This is a genomic window from Clostridium sp. (genome assembly GCF_036639235.1).
GTDB lineage: Bacteria > Bacillota > Clostridia > Clostridiales > Caloramatoraceae > Clostridium_AB.
In genome coordinates, this window is sequence record NZ_JAVWJB010000004.1 from 21,397 (window position 1) to 47,616 (window position 26,220).

Genomic DNA, 26,220 nt, shown 5'->3' on the forward strand with positions numbered 1-26,220 from the left:
AGCTGCACCTTAGGTTGCAGCTTTTGTTTTTAGAAGTTTCAAATAGGGTATACTATTAAAAAGAATAAATTTGCACATTTGTAAAAGTGACTATTTGTAGTATTATTGTATTAGTATAACCTTAAGGGGGAAGTATGGATTTAGATATTTTTAAAGAAGATAATTTAATAATTAGAGAATCAGATGTTAGGCAAATGAACCCAATTACCTTAGCCTATATGGGCGACTCTATTTATGAAATGTATATAAGAAGATATATTATATCTTTAAGCAAGGACAAAAGAGGTAATAATCTACATAAAACATCTATTAAGCTAGCAAATGCTAAGGCACAGTCACAGTTTTTAGAGGATATTATGGAGATTCTAACTGAGGATGAGCAGTATATTGTTAAGCGTGGACGTAATACTAGAACAGGTCATGTACCTAAAAGCGCCAGTGTAATAGACTACAAAAGAGCAACAGCTCTAGAAGCATTACTAGGTTATCTATATTTACTTGGTAGACGTGAGAGGCTACAGGAGATTATGGGTATTATACTAAAAGGGGCTAATATAGATTTTAATTAATTATTTATCTAAGGAGGACTTTAAAGTGAGTTATACGGATATGATATTTAAGGAAATGTGTTTAGACATCCTTGAAAATGGCACAAGCTCTGAGGGTGAATGTGTAAGAGCTAAGTGGGAAGACGGAACATATGCACATACAATTAAGAAGTTTTGTGTAGTTAATAGATATGATTTATCTAAGGAGTTTCCTATACTAACACTTAGACCGACTAATCTTAAGGCTGCAATTGATGAGATTCTTTGGATATGGCAAAAGAAATCTAACAATGTTAATGACCTTAATAGTTCAATTTGGGATAGCTGGGCAGATAGTGAAGGCTCTATTGGTAAAGCATATGGCTACCAAATAGCTAAAAAACATAAGTACAAAGAAGGAGAGTTTGACCAAATAGATAGGGTTATATATGACCTTAAGAACAATCCTTATAGTAGAAGAATTATGGTTAACATGTATAACCATGAGGACTTACATGAAATGAATCTTTATCCATGTGCATATAGCATGACTTTTAATGTTACAGGAAATAAGCTAAATGCTGTACTTAACCAAAGATCACAGGATGTACTGGTTGCTAATAACTGGAACGTAGCACAGTATGCAATACTTGTACATATGTTAGCACAGGTAAGCAGTCTTGAGGTTGGTGAACTTGTCCATGTTATAGCAGATGCCCATATATATGATAGACATGTTCCACTTGTAAGAGATCTTATAAGCAGACCATCATTTGATGCGCCAAAGCTTATAATTAATAAGGATATTAAGAATTTTTATGATTTTACTGTGGAAGACTTTAAGTTAGAGAATTATGTTGCAGGTGAGCAAATTAAAAAAATACCTGTAGCAGTTTAGGGGAGGAATATGTATGAAAGCAATAGTTGCTGTTGATTTAAATTGGGGAATTGGTAAAGGTAGAGAATTACTTCAATTTATTCCAGAAGATATGAAGTTCTTTAAAGAAAAAACACTAGGGAATGTTGTAATAATGGGAAGAGAAACATTTGAATCACTTCCAGGTAAGAACCCACTAGTTAATAGAAAGAACATTGTACTAAGTCGTGATCCAAACTTTATTGATGATAGATTTACAATATGTAGATCTATAGAAGAGGCACTTGAGGAAGTAAAGGGTGTTGATAGTGATAAGGTTTTTGTTATAGGTGGAGAGAAGATTTATAAGCAGTTCCTACCATACTGTAGTGAATTATTCATTACAAAAATTCAAAAGGAATATGATGCAGATAAGTATTTTCCTAATGTAGATAGTGAAAACCAATTTAAATTAAAGTATGAATCAGATATGAAAAACCATAATGGTTTAGAATTTTATTTTACAACCTACGAAAAGCAATAGTTATTTAAAAATAGTCTAAGAGATAAATAGAGTAATATATATATGTTTTTGCAGGAGATATTACGTGTATTAAGATTTTTGTTAAAATGTGCGACAATTTAATACATGTGATCTTCGACATCTATTTTACTTTTTAACTAATTAATATATTGCCGATGAAAAAAAGAGAAAATTGACCGAAAAAACTTAAGGATTCTAAGAAAGGTTAATTAGGAGGAGTATATGGTATATAAAAACTCAAAGGGTAATAGAGAGTCAAAGGACAATAAAAATAATGAATCTAATCAAAGAAAAGAAAGTAAAGCAGATTCAAAAAAAGAATTTAGGCCAGATAGAAGAGATAATAGACAAAATAGAAAAGAAGGCCAAGTAAGTGATGTTAAAGAGGAAAGTGAATCATTAATAGAAGGAAGAAATCCAGTACTTGAGGCACTTAAGTCTGGTAGAAATATAGATAAGATAGTTATTTCAAAGGGCGATGTTGAAGGTTCAATCAAGGTAATTATATCTAAAGCTAGGGATAAGGGTATTATTGTACAGGAAGTAGATAAGAAAGTACTAGACACCCTATCAGTTACAAAGAGTCACCAGGGAGTAATAGCTAAGGTTAGCCCATTTGAGTATTCAGAAGTAGATGATATTTTTGAAGTTGCAAGCTTAAAGGGAGAAGATCCATTTGTAATTATATTAGATGAGATTGAAGACCCACATAACTTTGGATCAATTATTAGAACTGCTAATGCATGTGGAGCCCACGGTATTATAATACCTAAAAGAAGAAGTGCATTAGTTACTCAAACAGTACTTAAAGTATCCGCAGGTGCTGCTGAGGGAATAAAAGTTGCTAAGGTTACTAATCTAAACCAAACCATCAAAGATCTTAAGGCAAGAGGGTTATGGATTATGGGTACAGACATGGATGGCGAAGTTTGCTATAAGTCTAACCTATCAGGTCCTGTTGGACTTGTAATTGGAAGTGAAGGACATGGAATGGGAAGGCTTATTAAAGAAAGCTGTGACATTATAGTTCAGATTCCAATGAAGGGAACAATAAACTCACTTAATGCATCAGTAGCTGGTGGAATAATAATGTATGAGATAGTTAGACAAAGAGGATAATGGCTAAATTAGATTATATATTAGTTGACGGATACAATGTACTTAATGCATGGGAAGAAACACAGAAGCTAAAGGATAACTTAGAGTTTGCAAGGGATAAGCTAGTAGATATGCTATGCGACCTTGCAAGCTATAGTGGAATTAAATTAATTGTTGTTTTTGATGCACATAAACAAAATGGTGGAATTGAGAAGGTGGACAATTACAAAGGGGTAGAAGTTGTATACACTAAGGAGGGGGAGATAGCAGATTGTTATATTGAGAGAACTGTTTATCTTCTTGCTAAAAAAAATAATGTAGGAGTAGTAACATCCGACAATTTAGAACAAAGTGTATCCCTATCACTTGGGGCAATTAGAATAACTCCTAAGGAATTACTTGAACAAATTCGCTTAACAAGTAAAAAGATAGCTACAAAAACCCAATTAAGCTATGTAGAAAATAAAAATTCCCTCGAAAATTGCGTAGATAAAGATATATTGGAAAAACTTGAGAAGATGCGTCGAAACCTTTGACAGTGCTTGACTTTACTGGTTTACTAAATATATAATTACAAATAACTTAAAATATTAACAAAAATTACATTCTTATTTTATTTTTTATTCATATTTAAAAGTTTTAGGATTTAAAAATAGTTCAGTTACTTAGGGGGGATTAAAGTGGAGCAAACTTATAAATATACAGTATGCGACTACGAAAATATGTTAGATGAGGAAATAGTAGCCTTAGCTGCCGATGGGGAGGTATTTGCTGAGGAGTACATTATTAACAAGTACAAGGGACATGTTAAGGCCAAAACTAAATCATATTTTTTAATTGGCGCAGACAAGGATGATATATACCAAGAAGGTATGATCGGACTATATAAAGCTATTAGGGATTTTAGAGCGGACAAGCTAGCTTCTTTTAGAGCATTTGCAGAGCTTTGTATAACGCGCCAAATTATAACTGCTATTAAGACGGCTACAAGACAAAAGCATATACCACTTAATAGTTATGTATCACTTAATAAGCCTATTTATGATGAGGAATCAGATAGAACATTAATGGACGTATTATCTACAATGCATATATCAGATCCAGAGGAGCTTATTATTAGTAAAGAAGAAAAGTTAAAAATAGAGGATAAGATGAATGAAGTTCTAAGTCCTCTTGAAATAAAAGTTATAAAGTCCTATCTTGATGGTAAGAGTTATCAAGAAATTGCACAGGAGCTTAATAGACATTCAAAGTCTATAGACAACGCTCTTCAAAGAGTAAAAAGAAAGCTTGAAAAGTTTCTAGCTCCACTAGTGTAAAATAAAGGGTATACATATTGACAGAGAATTTTAAACCATGTAAAATTAATAATCGATAAGATAAAACTTTATGCAGGGGCTAGTGCCTCACTTGCCCATATAGCTCAGTCGGTAGAGCGTCACCTTGGTAAGGTGGAGGTCACCGGTTCAATCCCGGTTATGGGCTCCAAATATACATACACTGGATAATATTTGGAGAAGTCTTTAAAGTTTATATTTAGTAAGTAAAAACTTTTACTTCTTAAAGTATAGGAGGAATTTAAAATGGCAAAATCAACATTCGAAAGAAATAAGCCACACGTAAACATTGGAACAATAGGTCACGTTGACCACGGTAAGACAACTCTTACAGCGGCTATTACAACAGTACTAGCACAAACTGGAGGAGCTCAAGCTCAAGATTACGGCGCAATTGATAAGGCACCGGAAGAAAGAGAAAGAGGAATCACAATCAACACTGCACACGTAGAGTACGAAACAGAAACAAGACACTACGCGCACGTTGACTGCCCAGGACACGCTGACTACGTAAAGAACATGATCACAGGAGCTGCACAGATGGACGGAGCTATCCTAGTATGTTCAGCAGCAGATGGACCAATGCCTCAAACAAGAGAGCATATCCTACTAGCTAGACAGGTAGGGGTACCATACATCGTAGTATTCCTAAACAAAGCAGACATGGTAGACGATCCAGAACTAATCGAACTAGTTGACATGGAAATCAGAGAGCTACTAAACGAATACGAGTTCCCAGGAGATGATACTCCAATCGTAATCGGATCAGCACTAAAGGCACTTGAAAACCCAACAGATGCAGATGCAGCAGCATGTATCCATGAGCTAATGGCTAAGGTTGACGAGTACATCCCAACACCAGAAAGAGCAACAGATATGCCATTCCTAATGCCAGTAGAAGACGTATTCACAATCACTGGTAGAGGAACAGTTGCAACTGGAAGAGTAGAAAGAGGAATTCTAAAGGTAGGAGACGAAGTTGAAATCGTAGGACTATCAGAAGAAACAAGAAAGGTAGTAGTAACTGGAGTAGAAATGTTCAGAAAGTTACTAGACCAAGCTCAAGCTGGAGACAACATAGGAGCACTACTAAGAGGAGTAACTAGAGATGACATCGAAAGAGGTCAAGTACTAGCTAAGACTGGATCAGTAGTAGCACATAGCAAGTTCGAAGGTCAAGTATACGTTCTTAAGAAGGAAGAAGGAGGAAGACATACTGCATTCTTCAACGGATACAGACCACAGTTCTTCTTCAGAACAACAGACGTAACAGGATCAATCGCACTTCCAGACGGAGTAGAAATGTGTATGCCTGGAGACCACATCAATATGAACGTTGAGCTAATCAACAACATAGCGATGGAAGAAGGTCTAAGATTCGCAATCAGAGAAGGTGGAAGAACAGTAGGAGCTGGTGTTGTATCATCAATCGCTTAAGTAATTCCAAATAACTTTTTAACATAAAATTTGTAAATTTTTCTTATAAAAGATTATTTAGGACTGGCTAGCCCAGTCCTTTTTAAAGCTTTAAAGTAAAAATTATACACAGAAACCTAATAAAACATGTTGAAATCTGCAGTACTTTAGTATAAAATAGTATAGTATTGACAGTATATATAAATTGTGATAAATTGAACTAGAACTATGTAAAGATAAGGTGTTTCTAGTTGGCATAAGCTAGGAGGTGTAGAGGGTGAGAGTAAAGGTAACACTTGCATGCACAGAGTGTAAGCAAAGAAATTACAACACAATGAAGAACAAGAAGAATGACCCTGATAGAATAGAACTTAAGAAATACTGCAAGTTCTGCAAGACACATACTTCTCATAAAGAAACAAAGTAATTTGTTTTTTTAATGATTTATTAAGGGTGTGAAGAAGATGGCTGCGGAAGCGAAAGTTAACGGGAAAACAAAAAAAAGTTCCCCATTTACTTTTCTTAAAGAAGTAAAGTCAGAATTTAAGAAAATTACCTGGGCATCTAAGAAGGACGTACTTAAGTCAACAGGAGTTGTATTATTCATAATAGTACTGTTCACGTTAGTGGTATGGCTTATGGATGCTGTATTTGGTACAATACTGAATACGATTCTAAATTACTTTGGTTAAAGGAGGGGGGGACCCTCAATAAAGTAAGGTCCCTTAAGTTATGGCGGAAAGAGCAAGATGGTATGTGGTTCATACTTATTCTGGTTATGAGAATAAGGTAAAGACCGATCTGGAAAAAACAATTGAAAACAGAGATTTACAACATCTTATTTATGACATACAAGTACCTGAAGAGGAAGTAACTGAAGATAACGGCACTAAGGTGAAAGTTGTTAAACGTAAAAAATTTCCAGGTTATGTTATGATTAAAATGGTAATGACAGATGACTCATGGTATGTAGTTAGAAATACCAGAGGCGCAACTGGGTTCGTAGGTCCTGGTTCAAAACCAATTCCATTAACTGATGCGGAAGCTGAGTCAATGGGTATTGTTGAACAATACGACAATGTGGACTACGAAGTTGGTGAAAACATAAGAATAATATCAGGAAGTTTCACAGGCGTTGTAGCCCAAATTGATGAAATCTACCCTGATAAGAGAAAAGTCAAAGTACTGGTTAATATGTTTGGAAGAGAAACACCAGCAGACGTAAACTTTAACCAGATAGAAAAAATATAGCTCACTTTAAGGAGGTGCAAAAGACATGGCAAAAAAAGTAATAGGAATGATTAAACTACAACTATCAGCAGGGAAAGCTACTCCAGCACCACCAGTTGGACCAGCACTTGGACAACACGGTGTTAACATTATGGGATTCTGTAAGGAATTCAACGCTAGAACAGCTAACCAAGCAGGAATGATCATACCAGTTGTTATAACTGTATACCAAGATAGATCATTCAGCTTTATACTTAAGACTCCACCAGCTGCAGTACTACTTAAGAAGGCAGCAGGAATCGAAAGTGGTTCAGACAACTCACTTAGAAACAAGGTTGCAACTGTTTCAATAGATAAGGTTAGAGAAATTGCTGAACTAAAGATGCCAGACCTAAACGCAGGTTCAGTTGAGACAGCTATGAGCATGATCAAGGGAACAGCTAGAAGTATGGGTATCGAAATCGCAGAATAATTGCGAGATGTAGTTTTACTACGTTTTTAATTAAGTGGGAGGCATTGCCGTTAATACCACGAAGGAGGAAAGAACATGAAAAGAGGAAAGAATTATCAAGAAAGCGCTAAGCTTATTGACAAACATAATCTTTATTCAACAACTGAAGCTGTTGAACTAGCTCTTCAAACATCAAAGGCTAAATTTGATGAGACTATTGAACTTTCAGTAAGACTTGGAGTAGATCCAAGACACGCTGACCAACAAGTAAGAGGTGCGGTAGTACTACCACACGGAACTGGTAAAGAAGTTAAGGTTCTTGTATTTGCTAAGGGCGAAAAAGCTAAGGAAGCGGAAGCTGCTGGAGCTGAATTCGTAGGAGCAGAGGACCTACTAGATAAGATCCAAAAAGAAAACTGGTTTGGATTCGATATAGTTGTAGCAACTCCAGATATGATGGGTGTTGTTGGAAGACTTGGTAAGGTGCTAGGACCTAAGGGACTTATGCCAAACCCTAAGTCAGGAACAGTTACATTTGATGTAGCTAAGGCTATTTCAGAAATCAAAGCTGGTAAGGTTGAATACAGAGTTGACAAGACAGCTATCGTTCACGTACCATTAGGTAAGAAATCATTTGGTGCTGAGAAGATAACTGACAACTTTAAGACTCTTATGGAAGCTGTTATCAAGGCTAAGCCATCAGCTGCTAAGGGACAATACGTTAAGAGCGTAGTAATCTCAAGCACTATGGGACCTGGAGTTAAGATCAACCCAACTAAGGTACTTGAAGCTTAATCTACATTTTTTAGTAGAATTATGTTGACAAATACCAAGAGGTTTGATATTATACTCTAGTAATGAAATTGAATATTTACCGTAGACAGTGGGTGCCGAAAGGCGTAACGGGTAACCAACCTGCCGAGGTTTCAGATAAGAAATTTTCGACCTCTCTACGTCTACGGAGAGGTCTTTCATATTTTGAAAGGCTAACAAAATACAAGGAGGTGTGTATAATGGGTAGCAACAAAAACTTAGTTATCAAGCAAGCTAAAGTTAAAGAACTTGTTGAGAAGTTCGAAAAGGCAGAAGCAGCTATACTTACTTCATACAGTGGTATAACTGTTGAGCAAGACACTCAGCTTCGTAAGAAAATGAGAGAAGCAGGTGTTGAATACAAGGTTATAAAGAACACACTAACATCAAGAGCGGTAAAAGAGTTAGGTTTTGATTTAGATGAATACCTAGAAGGACCAGTAGCTGTAGCATTCAGCAACGAGGATCCAACAGCTCCAGCAAGAATTCTTGCTGAATTCGCTGAGAAGAACAAGGCTATCGAGCTTAAGGCTGGTATAGTTCAAGGGAAAATGTTCGACACAGCTAAGGTTGTTGAACTTTCAAAGGTTCCACCAAAGGAAGTTCTTATTGCAAAGCTACTTGGCAGCATGAAGGCTCCAGTATCAAACTTTGTATACTTAATCAATGCAATCAAAGAAAAGAAAGAAGAAACAAACGCGTAATACAAATTGCGGTTTAAATTTTATGGAGGTGTAATTATTATGACAAGAGAAGATATAATCAAAGCAATCGAAGAAATGTCAGTTCTAGAACTAAATGAACTAGTTAAGGAATGTGAAGAGAAGTTTGGTGTTAGCGCATCAGCTCCAGTAGTAGTTGGAGGTGCTGTAGCAGGTGCAGCAGCTGAAGAGAAGACTGAGTTTGACGTAGTTCTAACAGCAGCTGGATCAGAAAAAGTTAAGGTTATCAAGGTAGTTAGAGAGCTAACTGGTCTTGGACTAAAGGAAGCTAAGGAAATAGTTGACGGAGCTCCTAAGACACTTAAGGAAGGCATCAGCAAGGATGAAGCTGAAGCACTTAAGGCTAAGCTAACTGAAGTTGGAGCAACTGCAGAAGTTAAGTAATTAATTGACAGTTAATAATTAGGTGCTGAATTTTCAGCACCTATTTTATTGAATACACTATACTAAAACATACAAGCATAGATAACAATTTTACAAACGGATGTTATATTATACGAAAAAAACAAAATGTGATATAGTATAAAACATAACATTCAAAATCGTTATCTATGCTTGTATTACCTAGTTAAGAAGTATAGATTATTACTTGACATAAAAAACTAGGTATGTTAGTATATTAAAATGCTGATAATGGGGGAATTTGTGTTTATTTTCCCCATACGACTTATATATCAAAATAATTTTGTCAAAAATAAAAGATGGCTAATTTATTAAAAATTAAGTTTTTAAATGAATTTAGTCATTTAACTTTGCATAAGGGGTGAGATTTTAATGGTACATCCTGTTAAGGTTGGCAAGAGAACCAGAATGAGTTTCTCAAAAATTAAAGAAGTAATAGATATGCCAAACCTAATCGAGCTACAAATTGACTCTTACAAGTGGTTCCTAGATGAGGGTCTAAGAGAGGTATTCGATGACGTTAGCCCAATTACAGATTATACAGGTAATCTAGTTCTTGAGTTTATCGATTACAAGCTTGATTATGATAACGTTAAGTACACAGTTGAAGAGTCTAAGGAAAGAGATGCTAATTACGCAGCTCCACTTAAGGTTAAGGTTAGACTTTACAACAAAGAAACAGGTGAGGTTAAGGATCAAGAAGTCTTTATGGGTGATTTCCCATTAATGACTGAACAAGGAACTTTCATTATTAACGGAGCTGAGAGAGTTATAGTAAGCCAGCTAGTTAGATCTCCTGGTGTTTACTATTCACAGTCTATTGATAAGTCTGGAAAAAGACTACATTCAGCAACTGTTATACCTAATAGAGGTGCGTGGATTGAGTACGAAACTGACTCAAACGATATTGTTTATGTAAGAATAGACAAAACAAGAAAGCTTCCTCTATCAGTATTTGTTAGAGCACTAGGTCTAGGTAGCGATAGTGAGATTGTTCAATTCCTTGGTGAAACTGAAAGTCTTACTGCAACTATGGAAAAGGATAACACAAAGACACACGAGGAAGGACTAGTTGAAATCTACAAGAGATTAAGACCAGGCGAGCCTCCAACAGTCGAAAGTGCAACAGCTCTAATAGAGAGTTTATTCTTTGACCCTAAGAGATATGATTTATCAAAGGTTGGTAGATACAAGTTTAATAAGAAACTTGCGCTTTCAACAAGAATTATGAATCATGTATCAGCAGATACAGTAACTCATCCAGAAACAGGTGAGATATTTATAGAAGCTGGTCAAAAGATTGACAGAGAAACTGCGCTAGCAATTCAAAACGCAGGTATTAATGCTGTTGATCTAATTGTTGAAGACACAAGAGTAAAAGCAGTAGGTAACAATTTTGTAGATATACATAAGATTGGACTACCTTATGATTTAACTGACCTTAATATTAAGGAAATGGTACATTATCCAACTCTTAAGGCAATACTAAGTGAGGTTAGCGAAGAAGCAGAAGTTAAGACTGCTATCAAAGAAAAGCTAAGCGAACTTATACCAAAGTATATTGTTAAGGATGATATATTAGCTACTATTAGTTACGAATTCACATTATCATATGGAATTGGTTATGTAGATGATATTGACCATCTTGGAAATAGAAGACTAAGATCTGTTGGAGAGCTTCTACAAAACCAATTTAGAATTGGTCTTTCAAGAATGGAGAGAGTAGTTAAGGAAAGAATGACTATTCACGATCTTGATGTTGTAACTCCACAGGCATTAATAAATATTAGACCAGTTGTTGCGTCAATTAAAGAGTTCTTTGGTAGCTCACAGCTATCACAGTTCATGGACCAAACTAACCCGCTTTCAGAACTAACTCATAAGAGAAGACTTTCAGCCCTAGGGCCTGGAGGACTTTCAAGAGAGAGAGCTGGATTCGAAGTTAGAGACGTTCACCACTCACACTATGGTAGAATGTGTCCTATAGAGACGCCAGAAGGGCCGAATATCGGTCTTATTAACTCACTTGCAACTTACGCTAAGGTTAATCAATATGGATTTATTGAAGCTCCTTATAGAGTAGTTGATAAGAAGAGAGGAATTGTTACAGAGAAGGTTGAGTACTTTACTGCAGACGAAGAAGATCACTTTGTAGTAGCTCAGGTTAATGAGCCACTTAATGAAGATGGTACATTCGTTGACAAGAGAGTTACTGTAAGAGCTAAGAAGGATATACTAGTTGTATCTCCTAATGAAGTTGACCTTATGGACGTATCACCAAGACAGCTAGTTTCAGTTGCAACGGCAATGATACCGTTCCTTGAAAATGACGACGCGAACCGTGCACTAATGGGTTCTAACATGCAGCGTCAGGCAGTTCCACTAATCAAGCCAGCAGCACCTATAGTTGGTACTGGTATTGAGCATCGTGCAGCTAAGGACTCAGGGGTTATTCCTCTAGCTAAGGCAGACGGTACAGTAATAAAGGTTACAGGAGATAACATCCAAATCAGAAGAGATGAGGATGGTAAGATAGATTCATATAGACTAATCAAGTTTAAGAGATCTAACCAAGGTACTTGTATCAACCAAAGACCAATCGTTACTGAAGGCGATCAGGTTAAGAAGGGTGATATAATTGCGGATGGTCCATCAATTGACCTTGGTGAAATAGCTCTTGGTAAGAACATTCTTATGGGATTCATGACATGGGAAGGTTATAACTACGAGGACGCTATTCTAATTTCAGAAAACCTAGTTATGAATGATGTATTTACTTCAATCCATATTGAAGAATATGAGTGTGAGGCTAGAGATACTAAGCTAGGGCCTGAAGAAATAACAAGAGATATTCCAAACATTGGAGAAGATGCTCTTAAGGATCTTACTGATAGAGGTATCATTAGAATTGGTGCTGAAGTTAGATCAGGAGATATTCTAGTTGGTAAGGTTACTCCTAAGGGAGAAACTGAGCTTACTGCTGAAGAAAGACTATTACGTGCTATTTTCGGTGAGAAGGCTAGAGAAGTTAGAGATACATCACTAAGAGCACCTCATGGTGAGGCTGGAATTATAGTTGATGTTAAGGTATTTAATAGAGAAAAGGGCGATGAACTTCCACCAGGAGTTAATGAACTTGTAAGAGTATACATTGCTCAAAAGAGAAAGATTTCAGTTGGAGATAAGATGGCTGGTCGTCACGGTAATAAGGGGGTTATCTCAAGGGTATTACCTGCAGAAGATATGCCATTTATGCCAGACGGTAGACCGCTTGAAATAGTTCTTAACCCACTAGGGGTTCCATCACGTATGAACATCGGTCAGGTACTTGAGGTTCACTTAGGTCTTGCAGCTAGTAGAATGGGATGGCATGTTGCTACTCCAGTATTCGACGGGGCTTCAGAGATTGACATTCAAGATTGTCTTGAAATGGCTGGACTTGATAGAGATGGAAAGCTTGTTCTGTTTGATGGTAGAACAGGAGAACCATTTGATAATAGAGTAACAGTTGGTTACATGTATATCCTAAAACTTGCCCATCTTGTTGACGATAAGATACATGCTCGTTCAACAGGTCCTTACTCACTAGTAACTCAGCAGCCACTTGGTGGTAAGGCTCAGTTCGGTGGACAGAGATTTGGAGAGATGGAAGTTTGGGCAATTGAAGCATACGGTGCAGCACATACACTACAAGAAATTCTAACAGTTAAGTCAGATGACGTTGTAGGACGTGTTAAAACATATGAAGCAATTGTTAAGGGAGAAAACATCCCAGAACCAGGTGTTCCAGAATCATTTAAGGTTCTTATTAAGGAACTACAATCACTTTGTCTTGATGTTAAGGTTCTTTCAGACGATAATCAAGAAATCTCAATTAGAGAAGACATTGAGGACGATCTAGAAGAAATCCAATCAACAATGGAAGACAATGGTGAAAACATACCTACTGAAAAAGTAGAAGTTATAGAAGAAAGCATTCCAACGTACGCTGAAGATGATATAGATGACGAGGCTATATCAATAGAAGGTATGATGGAAATAGACCCAGAAGATTTAGATAATATGGATATGTAAAATCGTATAAATTTATAAATTGAAGGGAGGATGTCCCCTTGTTCGAACTAAATAATTTTGACTCCATCCAGATTGGTTTAGCTTCCTCAGAGAAGATAAGGGAATGGTCTAAGGGAGAAGTTAAGAAACCTGAAACAATTAACTATAGAACATTAAAGCCAGAGAAAGACGGTCTATTCTGTGAAAGAATCTTTGGACCAATGAAGGATTGGGAATGTCACTGTGGTAAATATAAAAGAGTAAGATACAAAGGTATCGTTTGTGATAGATGTGGCGTTGAAGTCACAAAATCAAAGGTAAGACGTGAAAGAATGGGGCACATAGAGCTTGCTGCCCCTGTATCTCACATTTGGTACTTTAAGGGTATCCCATCAAGAATGGGACTTATCCTTAATATGTCACCAAGATCTCTTGAAAAGATACTTTACTTTGCTGCCTATGTAGTAATTGATCCTATGGAATCAGGCCTTGTTAAGAACCAACTTCTTAATGATAAGGAATACAGAGAAGCAGTTGAAAAGTACGGCTATGGTAGCTTTAAAGCTGGCATGGGAGCAGAAGCTGTTAAACAGCTTCTACAAGATATTGAACTTGAATCATTATCAGTTGAACTAAAAGTTGAGCTTGAGAAGAGTACAGGTCAAAAAAGAGTTAGAACTATAAGAAGACTTGAGGTTGTTGAAGCATTTAGAAAGTCAGGAAATGATCCTGCTAACATGATTCTAGATGTTATACCGGTAATCCCACCAGATCTTAGACCTATGGTTCAATTAGATGGTGGAAGATTTGCTACATCAGACCTTAATGATCTATATAGAAGAGTTATCAATAGAAACAACAGACTTAAGAGACTACTAGACCTTGGGGCACCTGACATTATCGTTAGAAATGAAAAGAGAATGCTACAAGAGTCAGTAGACGCATTAACTGATAACGGTCGTCGTGGAAGACCTGTAACTGGGCCTGGAAATAGAGCACTTAAGTCTCTATCAGACATGCTTAAGGGTAAGCAGGGAAGATTCCGTCAAAACCTTCTTGGTAAGCGTGTTGACTACTCAGGACGTTCAGTTATCGTTGTTGGGCCAGAACTTAAGATATACCAATGTGGTCTTCCTAAGGAAATGGCACTTGAGCTGTTTAAGCCATTTGTTATGAAGAGACTTACTGAAAAGGGAGTTGCTCATAACATTAAGAATGCTAAGAGAATGGTAGAAAGAGTTAATGGTCAAGTTTGGGATATTCTTGAAGAAGTAATCAAGGATCATCCAGTATTACTTAACCGTGCTCCTACTCTACACAGACTAGGTATTCAGGCGTTCCAACCAATACTTGTTGAAGGTCGTGCAATTAAGCTACACCCACTTGTTTGTGGAGCTTACAACGCTGACTTCGACGGTGACCAGATGGCGGTACACGTACCACTATCTGTAGAAGCTCAAGCTGAGGCTAGATTCTTAATGCTTGCAGCTCATAATATACTTAAGCCATCAGATGGTAAGCCAGTTGCTGTTCCTTCACAGGATATGATACTTGGAGCTTACTACCTAACACTTGAAAAACCAGGTGAAATTGGTGAAGGTAAATACTTTGCAACACCAGGAGAGGCTATACTTGCATATCAGCTTAAGGAACTTGGATTACACGCACCTATTAAGGTAAGAGTTACTAAGGAAATTAATGGTGAAGTTAAGAGCAAGCTTGTTGATACTACTGTTGGTAAGGTTCTATTTAACGAAGCAATTCCACAGGATATTGGATTCGTTAATAGAGATGAGGAAGGCAAGGAATTTGATTTTGAGATTGATTTCCTAGTTGATAAGAAGCAGTTAAGTAATATTGTAGAGAAGGTTTATAAGAAACATGGACCTACAGCTACAGCTATAACTCTAGATAACATAAAGTCACTTGGATACCATTATTCAACTATAGGGGCTATTACAGTTTCTGTATCTGACATGATTATCCCAGGTGAGAAGAAAAAACTTCTAGAGGAAGCAGATTCAACAGTTGATAACATTACAAAGATGTTCAGAAGAGGTTTCATATCAGAAGAAGAAAGATATGAAAAGGTAATCAATACTTGGACTAAGACAACTGAACAAGTAACAGATGCTCTAATGGGCGGACTTGATAAATATAATCCAATATTCATGATGGCTCACTCTGGAGCCAGAGGTTCAAAGAACCAGATTAGACAGCTTTGCGGTATGAGAGGACTTATGGCTAACCCATCAGGTAAGATCATCGAGCTTCCAATCAGAGCAAGTTTCCGTGAAGGACTAAATGTACTTGAGTACTTTATTTCAACACACGGTGCTAGAAAGGGTCTTGCAGATACGGCTCTTAGAACAGCGGACTCAGGATACTTAACAAGAAGACTTGTTGACGTATCACAGGACGTTATTGTTAGAGAAGAAGACTGTGGAACTAATAATGGTATTTACGTTAAGGAAATCAAAGAAGGTAACGAAGTTATTGAGTGCCTAAAGGATAGACTTGTAGGAAGATACACATTAGAAGATATGAAACACCCAGAAACTGGGGAATTAATTATAAAGGCTAGCGAATTCATTACTGATAAGGATGCAGACAAGATTGTTGCAGCTGGTATTGAAGAAGTTGGTATAAGAAGTGTATTTACATGTAATACTAGATACGGAGTATGTTCTAAGTGTTATGGTATGAACATGGGTACAGCTGAAAAGGTTAATATAGGTGAAGCAGTAGGTATTGTTGCTGCCCAATCTATCGGTGAGCCAGGTACACAGCTTACAATGAGAACCTTCCATACAGGAGGAGTTGCTGGGGCTGATATCACGCAGGGTCTTCCTAGAGTTGAGGAGCTATTTGAAGCTAGAAAACCTAAGGGACTTGCAATTATTAGTGAAATTCCTGGTACTGTTAAAGTTATTGAAGAGAGAAGAAAGAGAACTGTTAATGTTATAGCAGCAGATGGCGAAGAAAAGTCATACCTAATACCATATGGTTCAAGAATTAAGGTATTTGATGGTCAGATGATCGAAGCTGGAGATGTATTAACTGAAGGTTCAGTTAACCCACACGACATCCTTATGATTAAGGGAGTTGAGGGAGTTAAGAACTACCTTCTTTCAGAAGTACAAAAAGTTTACCGTCTACAAGGGGTTGATATCAACGATAAGCACCTTGAAGTAATCGTTAAGCAAATGCTTAGAAAGATTAAGATTGAAGATCCAGGTGATACTGATCTTCTACACGGTAGCTTAGTAGATATGTTTGAATTTGATGAAGAAAACAAAAAAGTTGAAGCTCAGGGACTAAGACCAGCAGTTGGAAAAACAGCCCTTCTTGGTATTACTAAAGCTGCACTTGCAACAGATTCATTCCTATCAGCAGCATCATTCCAGGAAACTACAAGAGTACTTACAGATGCAGCAATTAAGGGGAAAGTTGACCCACTTGTTGGTCTTAAGGAAAATGTTATTATTGGTAAGCTTATACCAGCAGGTTCTGGTATGACAAGATATAGAAGTATTAAAGTGAAAAGCGATAAGCCAGAAGAAGAAATTGTGGAAGCAGAAGAAATTCTATAATTATTGACACTGGGTACTTTAGGTGATAGAATTAAGATTGTGTGAAAACGGCGGTGGAGTTTTAACGACTACCGCCAACACTTAACTTAATTACCTCGAAAATTGACAGAGATTGTCTTTGTTATTATGGAGAGGGGGATAAGAGTAATGGAGAAATTGCCTAACACTAGAATTGTTGGAGCAAAACAAACTATTAAAGCTGTTAAATCTGCTAAGGTGAAGATAGTATATCTTGCTGAAAATGCAGAAGAAAAGGTATTAAACCCAATTCTTGACTGTTGTAAACAACAGGGGGTAGAGGTTATAATGATACCTACGATGCAGAAACTTGGTCAGCTATGTAATATAGATGTGAGTGCTGCAGCAGCTTGTACAATTATTGAGTAATTGCTATGTAGCTATTATTTATAGTAGCTTACTATATATTTGTGCTTAAATTTGGAAGGAGGTGCACGTATGCCAACTATTAATCAGCTAGTAAGAAAAGGTAGAGCAAAGCTTGAAAAGAAGTCAAACTCACCTGCTCTTAAGGAGTGTCCACAAAAAAGAGGAGTTTGTACAGTAGTTAAGACTTCTACTCCTAAGAAGCCTAACTCAGCCCTAAGAAAGGTTGCTAGAGTAAGACTTACAAATGGAATTGAAGTTTCAGCTTACATTCCAGGAGAAGGACATAACCTACAAGAGCACAGCGTTGTTCTTATAAGAGGTGGAAGAGTTAAAGACCTTCCAGGGGTTAGATACCACATCGTAAGAGGTGCTCTAGACTGCGCTGGAGTTGCTGATAGAAAGCAACAAAGATCAAAATACGGAGCTAAGAGACCAAAGCAAAAGTAATTTGATTGAGTATTAATTATGTGCTATGTGCAATGCAAATTGAAATAATTCCTTCAGGGTTAATATAGATTGCATTTACAGAGCGCTTTACGGCTAAAAGCCGAGTACCGATGAAAATAATTGATGTTAAGGAGGGAAGAAAAGTGCCAAGAAAAGGACATGTTCCAAAAAGAGACGTACTTGCAGATCCAATATACGGAAGCAAAGTTGTTACTAAGCTTATAAACAAAGTTATGCTGGATGGAAAAAGAGGAGTAGCACAACAAGTTTGCTACGATGCTTTTGAAATAATCAGAGAAAAGACTGGGAAGGACCCAGTTGAAGTTTTCGACGAGGCTATGAATAACGTAATGCCACTTTTAGAAGTTAAGGCAAGAAGAATTGGTGGGGCAACTTACCAAGTTCCGATAGAAGTTAGAGCTGAGAGAAGACAAACACTTGGACTTAGATGGATGATCGACGCTGCTAGAAAAAGAGGCGAAAAGAGAATGAGCGAGAGAGTTGCAGGAGAAATCCTAGATGCAGCTAACAACTCAGGATCAGCATATAAGAAGAAGGAAGATACACATAGAATGGCAGAAGCTAATAAGGCGTTTGCTCACTATAAGTGGTAATAAATACCAGATAAAAGTTCTAACCCTAAACATATTATGTTTAGGGTTTGGGACTACCTACACAAAACCATAAACCGAGAGGAGGAAATATTGTGGCAAGACAATGTCCTTTAGATAAAGTAAGAAACATAGGTATTATGGCCCATATAGATGCAGGTAAAACTACAACTACAGAGCGTGTACTATTCTACACAGGTAGAACTCATAAAATCGGTGAAACACACGATGGAGGAGCTACAATGGACTGGATGGCACAGGAGCAGGAAAGAGGTATAACAATTACTTCAGCTGCGACTACAGCTCAATGGAATGGCCATGTAATTAATATCATAGATACACCAGGACACGTAGACTTCACAGTTGAAGTTGAAAGATCACTACGTGTACTTGACGGAACTGTTGCTGTATTCTGTGCAAAGGGTGGGGTTGAACCTCAATCTGAAACAGTATGGAGACAGGCTGAAAAGTACGGTGTTCCAAGAATGGCATACGTAAATAAGATGGATATCATGGGTGCAGACTTCTACAACGTTGTTGGCATGATGAAATCAAGACTTAAAGCGAATGCAGTTCCAATACAACTTCCAATAGGGAAGGAAGAAACTTTCATAGGTATCATTGACCTTATCAAGAACAATGCTGAAATTTACAAGGATGACCTTGGTAAAGAAATCGAAACTACTGAAATTCCTGAAGATATGAAGGAACTTGCAGAAGAATACAGAACAGCACTTCTTGAGGCAGTTGCAGAAACTGACGAAGTTCTAATGGAGAAGTACCTAGAAGGTGAAGAATTAACTGAACAAGAGATCCACGCTGCAATCAGAAAAGCTACTATAGCTAATGATATGGTTCCAGTTGTATGTGGTTCATCATACAAAAACAAGGGTGTTCAGCCAATGCTTGATGCAGCTGTAGCTTACATGCCATCACCACTTGATATTCCTGCTATCCAAGGTGTCAACCCTGACACTAACGAAGAGGATTCAAGACCGGCTAGCGATGACACACCACTTGCAGCTCTTGCATTCAAGATAATGACAGATCCATTCGTAGGAAAGCTTGCTTTCACAAGAGTATACTCAGGTGTACTTACTTCAGGTTCATATGTTCTTAACTCAAATAAGGGTAAGAGAGAAAGAATCGGAAGACTTGTAAAGATGCACGCTAACCACAGAGAAGAGATCGAAGAAGTTAGAGCTGGAGACATCTGTGCAGTTGTTGGTCTTAAGGATTCAACTACAGGAGATACTCTTTGTGATCCAAACGCTCCAATAGTACTTGAGAGCATGGAATTCCCAGAGCCAGTTATCTCAGTAGCTATCGAACCAAAGACTAAGGCTGCTCAAGAAAAGATGGGTCTTTCACTTGCTAAGCTTGCTGAAGAAGATCCAACTTTCAAGACTTGGACTAACCAAGAAACAGCACAAACTATCATCGCTGGTATGGGTGAGCTTCACCTTGAAATCATCGTTGATAGACTTCAAAGAGAATTCAAAGTTGAATGTAACGTTGGTGCTCCACAGGTTGCTTACAAAGAAACTATCAAGAACGCTGTTAAGGCTGAAGGAAAGTTTGTAAGACAGTCTGGAGGTAAGGGACAATTCGGACATTGCTGGATTGAACTAGAGCCACTTGAAGCAGGTACAGGATACGAATTCCATAATAAGGTTGTTGGAGGATCAATTCCTAAGGAATACATCGGACCAATCGACCAAGGTATCCAAGAAGCTATGCTTAACGGTATCATCGCTGGATTCCCAGTTGTTGACTGTAAGGTAACAGTAGTTGACGGATCATACCATGATGTTGACTCATCAGAAATGGCGTTTAAGATCGCTGGATCAATGGCATTTAAGAATGCTATGGAAAAAGCTAAGCCAATTCTACTTGAGCCATACATGAAGGTTGAAGTAACAGTTCCAGAAGAATACATGGGAGATGTTATTGGAGACCTTAACTCAAGAAGAGGAAGAATCGAAGGAATGGAAGCAAGAGGAGGAGCTCAAGTTATTAGAGCATTCGTACCACTTTCAGAAATGTTCGGTTACTCAACAACTCTTCGTTCAAGATCACAAGGTAGAGGTACTTACTCAATGGAGTTCGATCACTACGAAGAAGTTCCTGCAAGCGTAAGAGCTGAAATTATAGGGAACAAGAAGTAATTAATTTAAATATTTAACTTATTAAGATATATATCTTATATATTAAGGAGGAATTTAAAATGGCAAAATCAACATTCGAAAGAAATAAGCCACACGTAAACATTGGAACAATAGGTCACGTTGACCACGGTAAGACAACTCTTACAGCGGCTATTACAACAGTACTAGCACAAACTGGAGGAGCTCAAGCTCAAGATTACGGCGCAATTGATAAGGCACCGGAAGAAAGAGAAAGAGGAATCACAATCAACACTGCACACGTAGAGTACGAAACAGAAACAAGACACTACGCGCACGTTGACTGCCCAGGACACGCTGACTACGTAAAGAACATGATCACAGGAGCTGCACAGATGGACGGAGCTATCCTAGTATGTTCAGCAGCAGATGGACCAATGCCTCAAACAAGAGAGCATATCCTACTAGCTAGACAGGTAGGGGTACCATACATCGTAGTATTCCTAAACAAAGCAGACATGGTAGACGATCCAGAACTAATCGAACTAGTTGACATGGAAATCAGAGAGCTACTAAACGAATACGAGTTCCCAGGAGATGATACTCCAATCGTAATCGGATCAGCACTAAAGGCACTTGAAAACCCAACAGATGCAGATGCAGCAGCATGTATCCATGAGCTAATGGCTAAGGTTGACGAGTACATCCCAACACCAGAAAGAGCAACAGATATGCCATTCCTAATGCCAGTAGAAGACGTATTCACAATCACTGGTAGAGGAACAGTTGCAACTGGAAGAGTAGAAAGAGGAATTCTAAAGGTAGGAGACGAAGTTGAAATCGTAGGACTATCAGAAGAAACAAGAAAGGTAGTAGTAACTGGAGTAGAAATGTTCAGAAAGTTACTAGACCAAGCTCAAGCTGGAGACAACATAGGAGCACTACTAAGAGGAGTAACTAGAGATGACATCGAAAGAGGTCAAGTACTAGCTAAGACTGGATCAGTAGTAGCACATAGCAAGTTCGAAGGTCAAGTATACGTTCTTAAGAAGGAAGAAGGAGGAAGACATACTGCATTCTTCAACGGATACAGACCACAGTTCTTCTTCAGAACAACAGACGTAACAGGATCAATCGCACTTCCAGACGGAGTAGAAATGTGTATGCCTGGAGACCACATCAATATGAACGTTGAGCTAATCAACAACATAGCGATGGAAGAAGGTCTAAGATTCGCAATCAGAGAAGGTGGAAGAACAGTAGGAGCTGGTGTTGTATCATCAATCGCCTAAGTAATTCTATTTCTTTATAGAAAGAGAAAAGAGAAATCTTTTCTCTTTTTTTTATAATTTTTTATAATTTTAGTTTATAATATATATAGGAAGAGTTTTTTAGGAGGGGTTAAATGGATAAAAAAAGAACCAAGGCTGTAAAAATCACTTCAAGGGTAATTTTTATGATAGTAGGATCTATACTAGCATCAGTAGGATTAAAAATGTTTTTAATACCTAATAATATAATTGATGGAGGTGTAGTAGGGGTTTCCATTATGGCAAGCTATATAACAAGTATTCCACTTGGCCTATTTACATTTATTCTAAACATACCTTTTCTAGTAATAGGGTATAAACACATCGGTAAAACATTTGCCATATCAAGTTTATTTTCAATTGCTACATTTTCAATAGTACTTGCAGTAATAAAAGTAGAATCTGCTGTAACTGATGATGTACTTTTAGCTGCTATATTTGGAGGAATAATTCTAGGTGTAGGAGTTGGTATGATAATCAGAAATGGTGGATCACTTGACGGAACTGAAATAATAGGAATTATTATGGACAAGCGAACAGGTTTCTCGGTTGGTGAAATTGTAATGTTTTTTAATATTTTCATATTGGGAAGTTCTGGAATACTATTTGGATGGGATAGAGCAATGTATTCTCTAATTGCTTATTTTATAGCATACAAGGTAATTGATGTAACAGTAGAAGGATTAAATGAATCAAAGGCTGCGATGATAATCTCTAATAAGTATGAAGATATAGCTGATGCATTAATGGCAAGGCTTGGTAGAGGGGTCACCCTTATAGATGGACGTGGTGGATATAAAGGAATGCCAACTCAGGTTATATATGTAGTAATAACACGTCTTGAAATTGCAAAACTTAAGGAGATAGTAAATAGTATAGATGATAATGCACTAGTTACTATAGATAGTGTTGAAGTGATTGGTAAAAAGTACAGTAAGAAAGCTATTCATTAATTAAAAAATTTAAAATAACTACTATAAATAATAGATGTATTATTAAACTAAGTTAATATACATCTATTATTTTTTACTTATAAATTATTTGTAGATTGTAAAAAGTATAAAAATAGAAAATAATGTTTTTAAAGATTAGGTTGTGTTAATAAAAAAATAGTGCTACAATAAAAAACGGAACAAAAATGTTTTGTCTAAAAACAAAAAAAGAAATTCACGTAACACTTGAAACATCTACATTTTTGTAGTAAAATATAAGAGTTGTGAATTATGTGGGCTGCGATGAAGCAAGAGGTTGCCACCGTATGGGGAATTCTTGTGGAGAATGTCCTGATCATGAATCGGGCGACAAGAGTTCTGTGATTATCACCTTGTAGGGTATAGACACACCTGGAAGAGTGTACAGAATGACTTTTGTTGTGCGTAGTAAAAATAAGACGTGCGATGAAAAGGAGGGAAACATTTTATGGCAAAGCAAAAAATAAGAATCAAGCTAAAGGCGTTTGATCACAATCTATTAGATGCATCAGCGCAAAGAATAGTTGAAACAGCAAAGAAGACTGGAGCTAAGGTATCAGGTCCAGTACCACTACCAACTGAAAAGGACGTAGTAACAATACTAAGAGCTGTTCACAAGTACAAGGATTCTAGAGAGCAATTCGAAATTAGAACTCATAAAAGACTTGTAGACATTCTTAACCCAACTCAAAAGACTGTAGATTCACTTATGAGACTTGATCTACCAGCTGGAGTTGAAATCGAAATAAAGCTTTAATTATAAGTTGTTATGAATGCCAAGGCATTCCGCTAATTAACTGAGGAGGTGCGAACATGAAAAAAGCTATATTAGGTAGAAAAATCGGGATGACTCAAATATTCGACGAGATCGGAAGAGTAATTCCAGTAACTGTTATAGAAGCAGGACCATGTGTAGTTGTTCAAAAGAAAACTGAAGAAACAGATGGTTACAATGCAATCAAGGTTGGATTCGCTGAGATCAGAGAGAAACTAGTAAACCAACCAACTAAGGGACAATTTGCTAAGGCAAACGTTTCATTAAAGAGATATCTAAAGGAATTTAGATTAGAAGATATAAGCTCATTTGAAGTAGGAAGCGAAATTAAGGCTGACGTATTTGTTGCAGGAGACAAGATCGATGTAACAGGAACTTCAAAGGGTAAGGGGTTCGCTGGAACTATCAAGAGATGGAACTTCAGCAGAGGACCAATGACTCACGGTTCTAAGTACCACAGAGGAGTAGGATCAATGGGTGCTGCGTCATTCCCAGGAAGAACATTCAAGGGTAAGAAGATGCCAGGACACATGGGAGCTGTTAAGACAACTACTCAAAACCTTGAGGTAGTAAGAGTTGATGCAGACAAAAACCTAATCCTAATCAAGGGTGCGGTTCCAGGACCTAAGAAGGGTCTAGTAATGATCAAGAATACAGTTAAGGCTTAATCTTGAGGGGAAAGGAGGAAACACACATGTCAAAGGTAACTTTATTTAACGTAAACGCAGAAAAAGTTGGAGAAATCGAACTTTCAGATGCAGTGTTCGGAGTAGAAATAAATGCAGAAGTTATGCATCAAGTAGTTAAGATGCAACTTGCAAACAAGAGACAAGGAACTCAATCAGCACTAACAAGAGCTGAAGTTCGTGGAGGTGGCATTAAGCCATGGAGACAGAAGGGAACTGGTAGAGCTAGACAAGGTTCAATCAGAGCACCACAATGGACTCATGGAGGAATCGTATTTGCACCAAAGCCAAGAGACTACAGTTTCTCAATGCCTAAGAAGGTTAAGAGACTAGCTCTTAAGTCAGCTTTATCATCAAAGGTAGCTAGCAGCGAAGTAATCGTACTAGACAGCCTAAGCATGGAAGCTCCTAAGACTAAGACTATGGTTGAAATGCTTAGCAAGTTCGATGTTAAGAAGACACTAATTATCGTTAAGGAATCAGATGAGAACATCTACAAGTCAGTAAGAAATATTGTAGGAGCTCACGTTATTCCAGTAAACAACATTAACGTATATGACATTCTAAAGTATGATAACATGATCATTACTAAGGATGCAGTTGAAAAGGTTGAGGAGGTGTACGCATAATGAAGCTTACTAATTACGATGTAATAATAAAGCCAGTTATAACAGAAAAGTCTATGGCTCAAATGGCTGACAGACAGTACACTTTTATGGTTCACGTTGACTCAAACAAGTCAATGATTAAAAGAGCAATTGAAGAAGTATTCGGAGTTAAAGTAGAAGACGTTAAGACACTTAACTACGATGGAAAGCTTAAAAGAGTAGGACGTAGCATAGGAAGAAGAGCTTCTTTCAAGAAGGCTATTGTTAAGCTAACAGCAGATAGCAAAGCAATCGAATTTTTCGAAGGATTTAACGCTTAATCTTCATTAATAAGAAAAGCGCCTTTATTGACATATGTCAGATAAGCGAATGATAGGAGGGAATACGAATGGGTATAAAGGTTTATAAACCAACGTCTGCCGGAAGAAGAAACATGACTGTTTTAACTTTCGAAGAACTAACTAAGAACGCGACTCCTGAGAAGTCACTTCTAGTTGCCCTAAAAAAGCATTCAGGTAGAAATGCTCACGGTAGAATTACAGTTCGTCACAGAGGTGGCGGTGCTAAAATAAAGTACAGACTTATTGACTTTAAGAGAAATAAGGATGGAATTCCAGCAAAGGTTACTCAAATTGAGTACGATCCAAACAGATCAGCTTTTATAGCTCTTGTTTGTTATGCTGATGGAGAGAAGAGATATATTCTTGCTCCAAACGGATTAAATGTAGGAGATACAATCGTATCAGGACCAGAGGCTGATATCAAGGTTGGTAATGCACTTCCAATCAAGAACATCCCAGTTGGTACTACAATCCACAACATCGAACTTTTCCCTGGTAAGGGTGGTCAGCTAGTAAGATCAGCAGGTGCTGCTGCTCAGCTAATGGCTAAGGAAGATGCATACTCACAAGTTAGACTACCAAGTGGTGAAGTTAGACTTGTAAGAACTGATTGTAAAGCTACAATCGGAACAATCGGTAACTTATCACATGAGCTTGTTAAGATTGGTAAGGCTGGTAAGAAGAGACACATGGGTATCAGACCTACAGTAAGAGGATCTGTAATGAACCCTTGCGATCACCCACACGGTGGAGGGGAAGGTAGATCACCTATCGGTAGACCATCTCCAGTTACTCCATGGGGTAAACCAGCTCTTGGATACAAGACTAGAAAGAACAGCAAATACTCAGATAAGTTTATTGTTAAGGCTAGAAAGAAGAAGTAATAAGGAAATAGCATGACCGCATAGGAGTGCTC

27 protein-coding genes, 1 tRNA gene and 1 other annotated feature are annotated in these 26,220 nt (G+C 37.4%); all 28 genes read left to right on the plus strand.

What is annotated here, in order from left to right; genetic code table 11:
* Positions 1-134 precede the first annotated feature (134 nt).
* The gene (locus RR539_RS01945) at positions 135-569 is read left to right on the plus strand and encodes a Mini-ribonuclease 3 (RefSeq protein ID WP_332473829.1); all 435 of its coding nucleotides are present in this window, start codon (positions 135-137) and stop codon (positions 567-569) included.
* Between the two features lie 25 nt (positions 570-594).
* Entirely contained in the window at positions 595-1,425 is an 831-nt protein-coding gene (gene thyA, locus RR539_RS01950; RefSeq protein WP_332473828.1) for a thymidylate synthase, read from the plus strand.
* Positions 1,426-1,438: 13 nt separating this feature from the next.
* Entirely contained in the window at positions 1,439-1,927 is a 489-nt protein-coding gene (locus RR539_RS01955) for a dihydrofolate reductase (RefSeq protein ID WP_332483360.1), read from the plus strand.
* Positions 1,928-2,149: 222 nt separating this feature from the next.
* Positions 2,150-3,046 carry a 23S rRNA (guanosine(2251)-2'-O)-methyltransferase RlmB gene (rlmB, locus tag RR539_RS01960; RefSeq protein ID WP_332473826.1) on the plus strand — a complete coding sequence of 299 codons (897 nt, stop codon included), beginning with the start codon at positions 2,150-2,152 and terminating at the stop codon, positions 3,044-3,046.
* Positions 3,046-3,561, plus strand: a complete 516-nt coding sequence (locus RR539_RS01965; protein WP_332473825.1) for an NYN domain-containing protein — start codon at positions 3,046-3,048, stop codon at positions 3,559-3,561. Before rlmB ends, RR539_RS01965 begins: the two co-directional genes overlap by 1 nt.
* 144 nt (positions 3,562-3,705) lie before the next feature.
* Positions 3,706-4,344 carry an RNA polymerase sporulation sigma factor SigH gene (gene sigH / locus RR539_RS01970; RefSeq protein ID WP_332473824.1) on the plus strand — a complete coding sequence of 213 codons (639 nt, stop codon included), beginning with the start codon at positions 3,706-3,708 and terminating at the stop codon, positions 4,342-4,344.
* A gap of 93 nt (positions 4,345-4,437) precedes the next feature.
* Positions 4,438-4,513 (plus strand) — tRNA-Thr (locus RR539_RS01975).
* A gap of 95 nt (positions 4,514-4,608) precedes the next feature.
* Positions 4,609-5,799, plus strand: a complete 1,191-nt coding sequence (tuf, locus tag RR539_RS01980; RefSeq protein ID WP_332483361.1) for an elongation factor Tu — start codon at positions 4,609-4,611, stop codon at positions 5,797-5,799.
* Between the two features lie 256 nt (positions 5,800-6,055).
* Complete coding sequence (gene rpmG, locus RR539_RS01985; protein WP_332474681.1) at positions 6,056-6,205, plus strand: 50S ribosomal protein L33; 150 nt, start codon at positions 6,056-6,058, stop codon at positions 6,203-6,205.
* Between the two features lie 37 nt (positions 6,206-6,242).
* Positions 6,243-6,470: a preprotein translocase subunit SecE gene (secE, locus tag RR539_RS01990; protein WP_332474680.1), complete on the plus strand. Its 228-nt coding sequence runs from the start codon at positions 6,243-6,245 to the stop codon at positions 6,468-6,470.
* A 40-nt stretch (positions 6,471-6,510) separates the two neighbouring features.
* Positions 6,511-7,029 (plus strand): transcription termination/antitermination protein NusG, encoded by a 519-nt coding sequence (gene nusG, locus RR539_RS01995; protein WP_332474679.1) that lies wholly within the window; start codon positions 6,511-6,513, stop codon positions 7,027-7,029.
* Positions 7,030-7,054: 25 nt separating this feature from the next.
* Positions 7,055-7,480, plus strand: a complete 426-nt coding sequence (rplK, locus tag RR539_RS02000) for a 50S ribosomal protein L11 (RefSeq protein ID WP_332474678.1) — start codon at positions 7,055-7,057, stop codon at positions 7,478-7,480.
* Positions 7,481-7,555: 75 nt separating this feature from the next.
* Positions 7,556-8,254 carry a 50S ribosomal protein L1 gene (rplA, locus tag RR539_RS02005; protein ID WP_332474677.1) on the plus strand — a complete coding sequence of 233 codons (699 nt, stop codon included), beginning with the start codon at positions 7,556-7,558 and terminating at the stop codon, positions 8,252-8,254.
* A gap of 61 nt (positions 8,255-8,315) precedes the next feature.
* Positions 8,316-8,443: a sequence feature (ribosomal protein L10 leader region), on the plus strand.
* 29 nt (positions 8,444-8,472) lie between these two features.
* Positions 8,473-8,976 carry a 50S ribosomal protein L10 gene (gene rplJ / locus RR539_RS02010; protein ID WP_332474676.1) on the plus strand — a complete coding sequence of 168 codons (504 nt, stop codon included), beginning with the start codon at positions 8,473-8,475 and terminating at the stop codon, positions 8,974-8,976.
* Between the two features lie 39 nt (positions 8,977-9,015).
* Positions 9,016-9,378, plus strand: coding sequence for a 50S ribosomal protein L7/L12 (gene rplL / locus RR539_RS02015; RefSeq protein WP_332474675.1), 363 nt, complete (start codon positions 9,016-9,018; stop codon positions 9,376-9,378).
* A gap of 390 nt (positions 9,379-9,768) precedes the next feature.
* The gene (gene rpoB / locus RR539_RS02020) at positions 9,769-13,470 is read left to right on the plus strand and encodes a DNA-directed RNA polymerase subunit beta (protein ID WP_332483362.1); all 3,702 of its coding nucleotides are present in this window, start codon (positions 9,769-9,771) and stop codon (positions 13,468-13,470) included.
* Between the two features lie 38 nt (positions 13,471-13,508).
* The gene (gene rpoC, locus RR539_RS02025; RefSeq protein WP_332483363.1) at positions 13,509-17,042 is read left to right on the plus strand and encodes a DNA-directed RNA polymerase subunit beta'; all 3,534 of its coding nucleotides are present in this window, start codon (positions 13,509-13,511) and stop codon (positions 17,040-17,042) included.
* Positions 17,043-17,189: 147 nt separating this feature from the next.
* Entirely contained in the window at positions 17,190-17,429 is a 240-nt protein-coding gene (locus RR539_RS02030) for a ribosomal L7Ae/L30e/S12e/Gadd45 family protein (RefSeq protein ID WP_332483364.1), read from the plus strand.
* 69 nt (positions 17,430-17,498) lie between these two features.
* The gene (rpsL, locus tag RR539_RS02035; protein WP_332483365.1) at positions 17,499-17,876 is read left to right on the plus strand and encodes a 30S ribosomal protein S12; all 378 of its coding nucleotides are present in this window, start codon (positions 17,499-17,501) and stop codon (positions 17,874-17,876) included.
* 143 nt (positions 17,877-18,019) lie between these two features.
* Positions 18,020-18,490 carry a 30S ribosomal protein S7 gene (rpsG, locus tag RR539_RS02040; protein ID WP_332483366.1) on the plus strand — a complete coding sequence of 157 codons (471 nt, stop codon included), beginning with the start codon at positions 18,020-18,022 and terminating at the stop codon, positions 18,488-18,490.
* A 92-nt stretch (positions 18,491-18,582) separates the two neighbouring features.
* Positions 18,583-20,655 carry an elongation factor G gene (fusA, locus tag RR539_RS02045; protein WP_332483367.1) on the plus strand — a complete coding sequence of 691 codons (2,073 nt, stop codon included), beginning with the start codon at positions 18,583-18,585 and terminating at the stop codon, positions 20,653-20,655.
* 59 nt (positions 20,656-20,714) lie between these two features.
* Entirely contained in the window at positions 20,715-21,905 is a 1,191-nt protein-coding gene (gene tuf, locus RR539_RS02050; protein WP_332483361.1) for an elongation factor Tu, read from the plus strand.
* 113 nt (positions 21,906-22,018) lie between these two features.
* Positions 22,019-22,876, plus strand: a complete 858-nt coding sequence (locus RR539_RS02055) for a YitT family protein (protein WP_332474481.1) — start codon at positions 22,019-22,021, stop codon at positions 22,874-22,876.
* 466 nt (positions 22,877-23,342) lie between these two features.
* Complete coding sequence (gene rpsJ, locus RR539_RS02060) at positions 23,343-23,651, plus strand: 30S ribosomal protein S10 (protein WP_048571610.1); 309 nt, start codon at positions 23,343-23,345, stop codon at positions 23,649-23,651.
* Between the two features lie 56 nt (positions 23,652-23,707).
* Positions 23,708-24,337 (plus strand): 50S ribosomal protein L3, encoded by a 630-nt coding sequence (gene rplC / locus RR539_RS02065; RefSeq protein WP_332474482.1) that lies wholly within the window; start codon positions 23,708-23,710, stop codon positions 24,335-24,337.
* A gap of 26 nt (positions 24,338-24,363) precedes the next feature.
* Entirely contained in the window at positions 24,364-24,984 is a 621-nt protein-coding gene (rplD, locus tag RR539_RS02070; protein WP_332474483.1) for a 50S ribosomal protein L4, read from the plus strand.
* The gene (gene rplW / locus RR539_RS02075; RefSeq protein ID WP_332474484.1) at positions 24,984-25,283 is read left to right on the plus strand and encodes a 50S ribosomal protein L23; all 300 of its coding nucleotides are present in this window, start codon (positions 24,984-24,986) and stop codon (positions 25,281-25,283) included. Before rplD ends, rplW begins: the two co-directional genes overlap by 1 nt.
* Before the next feature lie 68 nt (positions 25,284-25,351).
* Entirely contained in the window at positions 25,352-26,188 is an 837-nt protein-coding gene (gene rplB, locus RR539_RS02080) for a 50S ribosomal protein L2 (RefSeq protein ID WP_332483368.1), read from the plus strand.
* Positions 26,189-26,220 lie beyond the last annotated feature (32 nt).

Coding starts and splice junctions, on each gene's coding strand:
- secE (WP_332474680.1), top strand. CDS start 6,243: ATGGCTGCGGAAGCGAAAGTTAACGGGAAAACAAAAAAAAGTTCCCCA.
- RR539_RS01945 (WP_332473829.1), top strand. CDS start 135: ATGGATTTAGATATTTTTAAAGAAGATAATTTAATAATTAGAGAATCA.
- nusG (WP_332474679.1), top strand. CDS start 6,511: ATGGCGGAAAGAGCAAGATGGTATGTGGTTCATACTTATTCTGGTTAT.
- rplA (WP_332474677.1), top strand. CDS start 7,556: ATGAAAAGAGGAAAGAATTATCAAGAAAGCGCTAAGCTTATTGACAAA.
- RR539_RS02030 (WP_332483364.1), top strand. CDS start 17,190: ATGGAGAAATTGCCTAACACTAGAATTGTTGGAGCAAAACAAACTATT.
- tuf (WP_332483361.1), top strand. CDS start 4,609: ATGGCAAAATCAACATTCGAAAGAAATAAGCCACACGTAAACATTGGA.
- RR539_RS02055 (WP_332474481.1), top strand. CDS start 22,019: ATGGATAAAAAAAGAACCAAGGCTGTAAAAATCACTTCAAGGGTAATT.
- rplC (WP_332474482.1), top strand. CDS start 23,708: ATGAAAAAAGCTATATTAGGTAGAAAAATCGGGATGACTCAAATATTC.
- RR539_RS01955 (WP_332483360.1), top strand. CDS start 1,439: ATGAAAGCAATAGTTGCTGTTGATTTAAATTGGGGAATTGGTAAAGGT.
- rpsJ (WP_048571610.1), top strand. CDS start 23,343: ATGGCAAAGCAAAAAATAAGAATCAAGCTAAAGGCGTTTGATCACAAT.
- rplW (WP_332474484.1), top strand. CDS start 24,984: ATGAAGCTTACTAATTACGATGTAATAATAAAGCCAGTTATAACAGAA.
- rplL (WP_332474675.1), top strand. CDS start 9,016: ATGACAAGAGAAGATATAATCAAAGCAATCGAAGAAATGTCAGTTCTA.
- tuf (WP_332483361.1), top strand. CDS start 20,715: ATGGCAAAATCAACATTCGAAAGAAATAAGCCACACGTAAACATTGGA.
- rpsL (WP_332483365.1), top strand. CDS start 17,499: ATGCCAACTATTAATCAGCTAGTAAGAAAAGGTAGAGCAAAGCTTGAA.
- rlmB (WP_332473826.1), top strand. CDS start 2,150: ATGGTATATAAAAACTCAAAGGGTAATAGAGAGTCAAAGGACAATAAA.
- rplB (WP_332483368.1), top strand. CDS start 25,352: ATGGGTATAAAGGTTTATAAACCAACGTCTGCCGGAAGAAGAAACATG.
- rpoB (WP_332483362.1), top strand. CDS start 9,769: ATGGTACATCCTGTTAAGGTTGGCAAGAGAACCAGAATGAGTTTCTCA.
- rplK (WP_332474678.1), top strand. CDS start 7,055: ATGGCAAAAAAAGTAATAGGAATGATTAAACTACAACTATCAGCAGGG.
- rplD (WP_332474483.1), top strand. CDS start 24,364: ATGTCAAAGGTAACTTTATTTAACGTAAACGCAGAAAAAGTTGGAGAA.
- RR539_RS01965 (WP_332473825.1), top strand. CDS start 3,046: ATGGCTAAATTAGATTATATATTAGTTGACGGATACAATGTACTTAAT.
- rplJ (WP_332474676.1), top strand. CDS start 8,473: ATGGGTAGCAACAAAAACTTAGTTATCAAGCAAGCTAAAGTTAAAGAA.